The following is an 8949-nucleotide window of genomic DNA, read 5'->3' on the forward strand; positions in this document are numbered from 1 at the left end:
GCCGTCTTCACCTATATCGCGCCGATCCTGACACGGCTCGCTGGCTTTTCCGACGCCGCAGTCTCACCGATCCTGCTGGTCTTCGGTGGCGGTCTGGTGATCGGCAATCTGGTCGGCGGCCGCCTCGCGGATCGCTGGCTGCTTCCCACGGTGCTCGGCAGCTTGCTGGCATTGACCGTGGTGCTCGCGCTGATGAGTCTCGCCACCCACAATCAGATCGCCATCGTCGTGTTCGTCGCCTTGCTGGGCGCTGTCGGCTTTGCCACCGTGCCGCCGTTACAGATGTGGGTGCTGGAAAAGGCCCATGGTGCCGGCCAGAGTCTGGCGTCGAGCTTCAACATCGCCGCCTTCAATCTCGGCAACGCGATCGGGGCCTGGCTCGGCGGCGCGGTGATCGACCATGGCGGGCTCGCCGCGGTGCCGTGGGTCGCTGCCCTGGTGCCCCTGGCAGCGCTGGGTGTGGCGCTCACCGCAATCCGCTTCGATCGTGTGAGGGCGTCAGTTCCAGCTGCGGCCGAATAGGGGCGATTCGGCAGGATTTGCCGCATCCGCAAGCCAAATATCGTTCACTTTCGCCATGGCCGGGCTTGTCCCGGCCATCTGCGTCTGTTTGAAGGAGTCATGTGCCCGGTGCTGCGCCGGGCGTGACGAAAGACGAGATTCCCATGAGATTGCCGCGCGAGATCGGACCCATTCATTTTGTCGGCATCGGCGGCATCGGCATGAGCGGCATCGCCGAAGTGTTGTGCAATCTCGGCTATACCGTGCAGGGCTCGGACGCATCGGAAAACGCCAACGTCAACCGTCTGCGCGAGAAGGGCATCACGATCCATGTCGGCCACAAGGCCGAGAACGTGTCCGGCGCCGACGTGCTCGTGGTCTCCACCGCCATCAAGCGCGACAATCCTGAATTAATGGCCGCGCGCGCGCAGCGTATCCCGGTCGTCCGCCGTGCCGAGATGCTGGCAGAGCTGATGCGCCTGAAGAGCTGCGTCGCCATCGCTGGCACCCATGGCAAGACCACGACCACGTCGATGGTCGCGGCTTTGCTCGATGCAGGCGAACTCGATCCCACCGTCATCAATGGCGGCATCATCAATGCCTATGGTACCAATGCGCGTCTCGGTGGCGGCGAGTGGATGGTGGTCGAGGCCGATGAGAGCGACGGCACCTTCCTGAAGCTTCCCACCGATGTCGCCATCGTGACCAATGTCGATCCCGAACATCTCGATCACTTCAAGACCTTCGACAATGTGCAGGATGCATTCCGCAATTTCGTCGAGAACGTGCCGTTCTACGGTTTCGCCGTGATGTGCATCGATCATCCCGTCGTGCAGACCATCGTCGGCAAGATCGAGGACCGTCGCATCATCACTTACGGGCAGAATCCGCAGGCCGATGCGCGTCTGGTCGATCTGAAGCCTGCCAATGGCGGCTCGAGCTTCAAGGTTGCCTTCCGCGATCGCAAGGCCGGTACCACGCATGAGATCGACAATCTGCTGCTGCCGATGCCCGGCCGTCATAATGCGCTCAATGCCACGGCTGCTATCGCCGTTGCGCATGAACTCGGCATTTCGGATGCCCAGATCCGCAAGGCGATCTCGTCCTTCGGCGGAGTGAAGCGACGCTTCACCAAGACCGGTGAATGGAAGGGCGTCACCATCATCGACGACTACGGTCACCATCCCGTGGAGATCGCCGCCGTATTGCGCGCCGCGCGCGAAAGCACGACAGGCAAGGTGATCGCGGTGGTGCAGCCGCATCGCTATACGCGCCTGCAGTCGCTGTTCGAGGAATTCTGCACCTGCTTCAACGATGCCGACAGCGTGATCGTCGCGGAAGTCTATGCCGCCGGCGAAGCGCCGATCCCCGGCATCGACCGCGACAATTTTGTGCTGGGCCTGCGCGCCCATGGCCATCGCGAAGTTACGCCACTATCGGAATCGGCGGCGTTGGCCGGTCTCGTTGCGGGGGTGGCGAAGAGCGGTGATACGGTGGTCTGCCTTGGGGCCGGGAACATCACACAATGGGCCTATGCGCTGCCGGGTGAACTGAAGGCGCTCGGATAACAAAGTGAGCGGCTTTCCCGACATCACTCTCGATCTCAAATCCGCGATGCCCGAGCTACGCGGGCGTCTGCTGGCTAATGAGAGTCTCGCGCCGCTGACATGGTTTCGCGTCGGCGGTCCCGCGCAGGTGCTGTTCACGCCGGCGGACGAGGACGACCTCGCATACTTCCTGTCGAAGCTGTCATCCGATGTACCGGTATATGTCGTCGGTGTCGGCTCCAATCTGATCGTGCGCGATGGCGGTATCGAAGGCGTTGTCATTCGTCTCAGCCCGCGTGGCTTCGGTCAGGTCACGACCGACGGCGACACGCTGACCGCCGGCACCGCGGCTCTCGACAAGCGCGTGGCAGAAACGGCTGCTGCCGCCAATATCGGCGGTCTCGAATTCTACTTCGGGATTCCTGGCTCGATCGGCGGCGCGCTGCGCATGAATGCGGGCGCCAATGGTGGGGAGACCAAGGATCTGCTGATCGAAGCCATCGGCATTAGTCGCGATGGCAAGAAACATGTCTTCGACAATGCCGGCATGCAGTTCGTCTACCGCAATTCCGGCGTCGATCCGTCGATCATCTTCACGTCGGCAAAATTCCGCGGCCCGATCACCGACCCGGCCACGATCCGATCCCGCATGAACGAGGTGCAGCAGCACCGCGAGACGGCGCAGCCGATCCGCGAAAAGACCGGTGGCTCGACATTCAAGAACCCACCCGGCCATTCCGCATGGAAACTGGTGGATGCGGCCGGCTGCCGCGGCCTGCGCGTCGGCGGTGCGCAGGTGTCGGAGATGCACTGCAATTTCCTGATCAACACCGGCGATGCCACGGCCCATGATATCGAGACGCTGGGCGACACCGTGCGTGCACGCGTGCTGGCGCAGTCCGGCATCGATCTTCACTGGGAGATCAAGCGGATTGGTGTCGCGCTTTAATTTGTGGGCTTCGGCGGCAGGGCAGCGCCCGGTCCAAGCTCCGGCAGCGTGACCAGATTTTGCAACGGTGCCTTCGAGACGCGGAACGCGCCATCATAGGGCCGCTCCTGGAGTGCGATCAGGCCGAGGGCCACGATGGCGGCGCTGCCAAACACCGTCAGCGCCGTCAGCATCGCGCGTGGCCGGTCCATATGCACCAATGCAAGACCGACTTGCGTGAGCAGCCCGAGGATCAGTACGGAGACCCATTTCAGATCATTGGTTTGGTCGGCGGCGATGCTGAGACGTTCGCTGCGCGCGGTGCCGGCGCGGATCGTTGCGCTGAGCAACGCGACTTGAACAGGAGTTCCGGAATCGCGCCCGACGCTGAGGTCGCTGACCTCGCGCAAGACGTCGTCAAAAGCCACCGCGGTTCGCGGCGAGGGCTCGTCGCGCATCATCGCCGGCCATTCATCATTCAGCACCGAATTGATATAGACCTTCAGCGCGGTGCGGATGTCCGTCATGTCGGACACGGAAGCGACACTCAGTGCATAGACATTGCGGATTTCGCTCGCCTCGGCCTGCATGGCGCGCACCGCGTGCCGGCCGCGCTCGCCGACATCGGCGGCGAGAAAGCCTGTCAGCAGGCCGAACAGGATGGCGACCGAGGAAAAGAACGGCGCTACGATGCCGTTCAGCTTCTGGGTCTGTTTGCGCAGCGGCGAGCCGAAGCAGAGAAACACCAGGAACAGTGCCGCGCCGTAATACAGCACGCACAATGTTGCGAAGATGCCGAAAGTATTCAGGTCGAGCCAGGCTCTGGTCATTGCGCGTCTCGTCCGTTGATTTCGATCGCGCAGTGGCGTGATCTCTGCTGCGCCTTCGCGCATTGACGTCGTACAAGGCATTATATGACTCGTGTGCCCTCGTACCATTGCCTTGCCGCTATGGTTACGATGCGGTGATTCGCATGGAGATCCGACGATGACTGCCTCGATCGCCCCAAACCTGATCACCATCGTGTTCGGGGGGCTGAACAAGGAGCGGCTGGTATCTGTCGCCTCGGCACAGGCTCTTCATTCGGCGCTGCCGGAAGCCGGTCTGTGGTTCTGGGACGCCGACGATAGGGTCTATGAGACGTCAGGCGCAGCGCTGCTCGGCCACGAGCGCCCGTTCGAAAATCCCTTCAAGGCTGACGGCAAGCCGCTCGGATCGCTGGAGCAGGCGCTCGACACGGCCAAATCCGACGGCCGCGTGCTGGTGCTCGGGATGCACGGTGGTGCGGCCGAGAATGGGGAAGTGCAGGCGATGTGCGAGATTCGCGGGGTGGCTTTCACTGGTTCCGGTTCGGCTTCGTCCAATCTTGCATTCGACAAGGTGGCAGCAAAGCGTTTCGCGGCGATCTGGGGCGTGCCGATCGCTGCCGGCATCGCGTTGTCGGAGATGGAGGCGGCGCTTGACCAATATGGCAAGCTGATCGCGAAGCCGGCGCGCGACGGCTCCAGCTACGGCTTGATGTTCGTGAATGCGAAGCAGGATCTGGTCGCCGTGCGCAACGCTGCGAAGGTCGAGGACTACGTGATCGAACCGTTCGTGGCCGGCATCGAGGCGACCTGCGCGGTGCTGGAACAGGCCGATGGCGCGGTGATCGCGTTGCCGCCCATCGAGATCGTCCCGGCGGGCGGTGGCTTTGACTACGAAGCGAAATATCTTGCGAAGTCGACCCAGGAAATCTGCCCCGGCCGCTTCACGCCTGAGGTCACGGCGGAGTTGCAGGATTTTGCTGTTCGCGCCCACAGGGCGATGTCCTGCACCGGTTATTCGCGCTCGGACTTCATCGTGTCGGCCAATGGCCTGGTCTATCTCGAAACCAACACGCTGCCGGGGCTCACCAAGGCGTCTCTCTACCCCAAGGCGCTGAACGCCCAGGGCATCACTTTCGTGGATTTCCTGAACGGGCAGATTGAGCTGGGCGTAGCCCGGATGGAGCGGAGCGCCATCCGGGGACCAGCGGTCTGAAGCACGTCTGAATCCCTGATTGCGCTCCGCTCCATCCGGGCTACAGGCTTCGACTGCGACCGAACGTCGCCGCCGCAACGCGGCCATGGTTCCTTAACACCCGGCTGCAACACTCCCGCTAAAGTCTTCAGAATCCGGGGCAAAATGCTCCCTGAATCCATCCCCTTTACGTTTTGTTTACCAGGACCGCCGAAGGTTAACGCTGGCGGCGCATGTTGCGCTTGGCTGCCGAGGCGTGAGCTGTGCGGAGTTTCCGTAACGACGCGTATCGATGGAAATGAGTGTTTCTTCAGGCACTTATCCATTCCGGTTTGACCGAGACGTCATCTGCGTCATCGCCAGTGATTTGACCCGCGCGAATGCGGGCACAACCTGTGACGAGCTCGTGGAATGGATGGTGGAGGACGCCTCTCTCGGTCGGTCGGATCGCTCAGGCCCCAAGCTGACCTCAAGATGGCGGCCCGTGGGGCAGGCATTCTGCTGCGTGAGCGGCTGGAGCCGCTCGAGCGGTCCGTCCGGGCGTTGAAGAACCGCAAGGCGCCCGCGCGCGAGCCGAGCACCAACAAGCTCGTCATTTTCATCGAGCGCCATGTCCCGCGCCGCGTCGGCATCGCTGCTACGCTCCTGATCCTGGCCGGCAGCGTCGGCTTCGGCGTGGTCAAGGGCGAGCATGTCGATGAGGTCATCGCGGCCTTCCAGGACACCCGCAACGCCGCGGCCAATGCCGCCGGCTTCCGCATTTCCTCGGTCATCCTCAATGGCCGCAAGCAGTTGACCCAGGACGAGATCCTGGCGATCGGCGGCATCAATGGCCGCTCGTCGCTGCTGTTCGTCGACGCCGCCGCCGTGCGCGACAAGCTCAAGGCCAATCCGTGGATCGCCGACGCCAATGTGCTGAAGCTGTATCCGGACCGCCTGCAGATCGACGTCACCGAACGCACCGCTTTTGCGCTCTGGCAGGAAGACGGCAAGCTCGCCGTCATCGCTGATGATGGCGCCGTGCTCGAAAACTACGTGCCGAGCCGCTTCGTCAAGCTGCCGCTGGTGGTGGGCAAGGGCGCCGATGCTGCTGCGAAGGATTTCATCGCGCTGCTGGACCGCTATCCGCAGGTCCGCGCCGTCACCAAGGCCGCGATCTATGTGGGCGAGCGTCGCTGGAATTTGCGTTTGAATGACAATCTCGATGTCCGTCTGCCCGAGAACAATGTCGGCAATGCGCTGGCGATGCTGAGCAAGCTCGACCGCGAGGACCGCCTGTTCTCGCGCGACATCGTTGCCATCGACATGCGCCTCCCGGATCGCCTGACCGTGCGGCTCTCGGAAGACGCCGCCAAGGCCCGCGAAGAGCAGTTCAAGGCGCAGGACAAGGCCAAGAAGAAAGCAGGCGCAGCATGAGCGGGCTGGATCGCAACCAGGCGCCGAAGACGCGCCAGATGGCGGCCAACCGCACGGCGCTGGTGGCGTCGCTTGACGTCGGCACCAGCAAGATCGCGTGCATGATTGCGCGCCTGCGCCCCTGTGCGCCGAACGAGGCGCTGCGTGGCCGCACCCATGCCGTCGAGCTGATCGGTTACAGCCAGATCCAGTCGCGCGGCGTGAAATCAGGCGCCGTGGTCGACATGGGCGAAGCGGAGCAGTCGGTGCGTCAGGCCGTCGGGCTCGCCGAGCGGATGGCCAAGGTGCGCGTCGAATCCGTTTTGCTGTCGGTCTCGGCCGGCCGCCTGCAGGGCCAGCTGATCGAAGCCTCTGCTGATATCAAGGGCGGCGCAGTGAGCGCGTCCGATATGGCCCGCGTCACTTCGACCGGCATGCGCCATGCGACGCCGCCGGGCCGCACCGTGCTGCACGCGCTGCCGGTGAGCTATTCGCTCGATGGCGTGAAAGGCATTCGCGATCCCAAGGGCATGGTCGCGTCGCAGTTCGGCGTCGACATGAATGTCATCACCGCGGATGCGACCGTCGCGCGCAATCTGATGCTGGTCGTCGAGCGCTGTCACCTCAATGTCGAAGCCATGGCGGCCGCGCCTTATGTCGCAGGACTCTCCGTGCTCACCGATGATGAGACCGATCTCGGTGCTGCTGTCGTCGAGATGGGGGCAGGGACCACGACGATCGCGACCTACTCGGGTGGTCGCATCGTTCACGCCTCCGGATTTGCGGTAGGCGGGCAACACATCACCATGGATCTCGCGCGCGGACTCGGTTGCTGCATTGCGGATGCCGAGCGAATCAAGACGTTATATGGCACCGTGCTGACAGGTGGCTCCGACGCGCGTGAAATGATGAACGTGCCGACGGCTGGCGATAATGATCGTGATTATCCGCAGGCCGTGTCACGCGCCACGATTGCAAACATTGTGCGCCAGCGTGCCGAGGAGATTTTCGAAATGATCCGGGATCGGCTTGCGGATTCGCCTTTCGCCGCAGAACCGCGCGCACGCGTGGTGCTGTCGGGCGGCGCATCGCAGCTCACCGGCCTCGTCGAACTCGGCTCGCAGATTCTCGGTCGCTCCGTTCGCGTCGCTCGCCCCCTTGGTTTCGGTCGTCTGCCGAACGAGGCCAAGAGCGCATCCTTTGCAGTGCCCTCGGGTCTGCTCGTCTATCCGCAATTCGCTCACCTCGAACATGTCGAGCCGCGCTTCACGCGTCAGCTCAAGACAGGCACCGATGGCGGCGGATACTTCGGAAAGGTCGGTCGATGGCTACGCGAGGGCTTCTGATGAGATTTTTCCAGACACTGCACATTCCGTCACCGTCACCGACGCCGCAGGCTTCAGGCCACCGGCACGACCACACAATTCGCGCTTAATACGAGAGGCAACCTCATGACCATCAATCTCAACGTTCCTGATATCAGCGAGCTGAAGCCCCGTATTACCGTGTTCGGTGTCGGCGGCGCCGGCGGCAACGCCGTCAACAACATGATCACCGCCGGCCTGCAGGGTGTCGACTTCGTCGTCGCCAACACCGACGCGCAGGCGCTGACGATGTCGAAGGCGCAGCGCATCGTGCAGATGGGCACCCAGGTCACCCAGGGTCTCGGCGCAGGCTCCCAGCCGGATGTCGGCGCTGCCGCGGCCCAGGAAGTCATCGACGAACTCCGTGATCACCTCACGGGCGCCAACATGGTGTTCGTCACCGCCGGCATGGGCGGCGGCACCGGCACCGGCGCTGCTCCGGTCATCGCCAAGACTGCGCGCGACATGGGCATCCTCACCGTCGGCGTGATCACCAAGCCGTTCCACTTCGAAGGTCAGCGCCGCATGCGCACCGCCGAAGCGGGCATCAACGAGCTGCACAAGGTGGTCGACACCCTCCTGATCATCCCGAACCAGAATCTGTTCCGGGTTGCCAACGAGAAGACCACCTTCGCCGACGCCTTCGCGATGGCCGACCAGGTGCTCTATTCGGGCGTCGCCTGCATCACCGACCTGATGGTCAAGGAAGGCCTCATCAATCTCGACTTCGCCGACGTCCGCGCGGTGATGAAGGAGATGGGCAAGGCGATGATGGGCACCGGCGAAGCCACCGGTGAGAAGCGCGCGCTGACCGCCGCGGAAGCCGCCATCGCCAATCCGCTGATCGACGATTCGTCGATGAAGGGTGCGAAGGGCCTCCTGATCTCGATCACCGGCGGCAAGGACCTGACCCTGTTCGAAGTCGACGAAGCCGCGACCCGCATCCGCGAGGAAGTGGACTCGGACGCCAACATCATCGTCGGCGCCACCTTCGACGAAAGCCTCGACGGCGTGATCCGTGTGTCGGTGGTCGCCACGGGCATCGAGCAGGCCCAACTGGCCCGCACCGCGCCGGGCCCGGTTGGTACGCCAGCCCCGGCCGTCGGCCAGCCCGCTCAGCCGGACACCCGTCTCGCTGACCTGACCGCCCGCCTGCGTGCCGACAACCAGCGCATCGCCGCAGCGGCCGCCGCCAAGGCCGGCGCCCCGGTTC

8 protein-coding genes and 1 pseudogene are annotated in these 8949 nt (G+C 63.5%); 8 read left to right on the forward strand and 1 reads right to left on the reverse strand.

Annotated features, from left to right (window positions below):
* The 3 genes from ACIQ17_RS26830 to murB form a co-directional block, all read left to right on the forward strand.
* On the forward strand, positions 1-522 hold a 522-nt coding region (locus ACIQ17_RS26830; protein WP_398472375.1), incomplete at its 5' end, for an MFS transporter.
* A gap of 143 nt (positions 523-665) precedes the next feature.
* Positions 666-2069 carry a UDP-N-acetylmuramate--L-alanine ligase gene (gene murC / locus ACIQ17_RS26835; protein ID WP_398472376.1) on the forward strand — a complete coding sequence of 468 codons (1404 nt, stop codon included), beginning with the start codon at positions 666-668 and terminating at the stop codon, positions 2067-2069.
* 46 nt (positions 2070-2115) lie between these two features.
* Positions 2116-2997: a UDP-N-acetylmuramate dehydrogenase gene (gene murB, locus ACIQ17_RS26840; protein ID WP_398472382.1), complete on the forward strand. Its 882-nt coding sequence runs from the start codon at positions 2116-2118 to the stop codon at positions 2995-2997.
* Here murB and ACIQ17_RS26845 read toward each other — a convergent pair.
* Positions 2994-3806, reverse strand: coding sequence for a hypothetical protein (locus ACIQ17_RS26845; RefSeq protein WP_398472377.1), 813 nt, complete (start codon positions 3804-3806; stop codon positions 2994-2996). The two genes, murB and ACIQ17_RS26845, sit on opposite strands and share 4 nt — an antisense overlap.
* Before the next feature lie 157 nt (positions 3807-3963).
* Between ACIQ17_RS26845 and ACIQ17_RS26850 the strand changes: the two genes are divergently transcribed.
* The 5 genes and pseudogenes from ACIQ17_RS26850 to ftsZ all read left to right on the forward strand — a co-directional run.
* Positions 3964-4998 carry a D-alanine--D-alanine ligase gene (locus ACIQ17_RS26850; protein ID WP_398472378.1) on the forward strand — a complete coding sequence of 345 codons (1035 nt, stop codon included), beginning with the start codon at positions 3964-3966 and terminating at the stop codon, positions 4996-4998.
* Between the two features lie 157 nt (positions 4999-5155).
* Positions 5156-5251 (forward strand): annotated as a pseudogene (locus tag ACIQ17_RS26855) (D-alanine--D-alanine ligase); the annotation flags it as partial.
* Positions 5252-5388: 137 nt separating this feature from the next.
* Positions 5389-6393 carry a cell division protein FtsQ/DivIB gene (locus ACIQ17_RS26860; protein WP_398472379.1) on the forward strand — a complete coding sequence of 335 codons (1005 nt, stop codon included), beginning with the start codon at positions 5389-5391 and terminating at the stop codon, positions 6391-6393.
* Positions 6390-7718, forward strand: a complete 1329-nt coding sequence (gene ftsA / locus ACIQ17_RS26865) for a cell division protein FtsA (protein WP_398472380.1) — start codon at positions 6390-6392, stop codon at positions 7716-7718. The genes ACIQ17_RS26860 and ftsA overlap by 4 nt, the downstream gene beginning before the upstream one ends.
* 105 nt (positions 7719-7823) lie before the next feature.
* Positions 7824-8949 (forward strand): cell division protein FtsZ (gene ftsZ / locus ACIQ17_RS26870; RefSeq protein WP_398472381.1); only part of this gene is annotated, 1126 nt, incomplete at its 3' end.

The organism is Tardiphaga sp. (genome assembly GCF_044340795.1).
Taxonomy (GTDB): Bacteria; Pseudomonadota; Alphaproteobacteria; order Rhizobiales; family Xanthobacteraceae; genus Tardiphaga.

Coding starts and splice junctions, on each gene's coding strand:
- ftsA (WP_398472380.1), top strand. CDS start 6,390: ATGAGCGGGCTGGATCGCAACCAGGCGCCGAAGACGCGCCAGATGGCG.
- ACIQ17_RS26845 (WP_398472377.1), bottom strand. CDS start 3,806: ATGACCAGAGCCTGGCTCGACCTGAATACTTTCGGCATCTTCGCAACA.
- ACIQ17_RS26860 (WP_398472379.1), top strand. CDS start 5,389: ATGGATGGTGGAGGACGCCTCTCTCGGTCGGTCGGATCGCTCAGGCCC.
- ACIQ17_RS26850 (WP_398472378.1), top strand. CDS start 3,964: ATGACTGCCTCGATCGCCCCAAACCTGATCACCATCGTGTTCGGGGGG.
- murB (WP_398472382.1), top strand. CDS start 2,116: ATGCCCGAGCTACGCGGGCGTCTGCTGGCTAATGAGAGTCTCGCGCCG.
- murC (WP_398472376.1), top strand. CDS start 666: ATGAGATTGCCGCGCGAGATCGGACCCATTCATTTTGTCGGCATCGGC.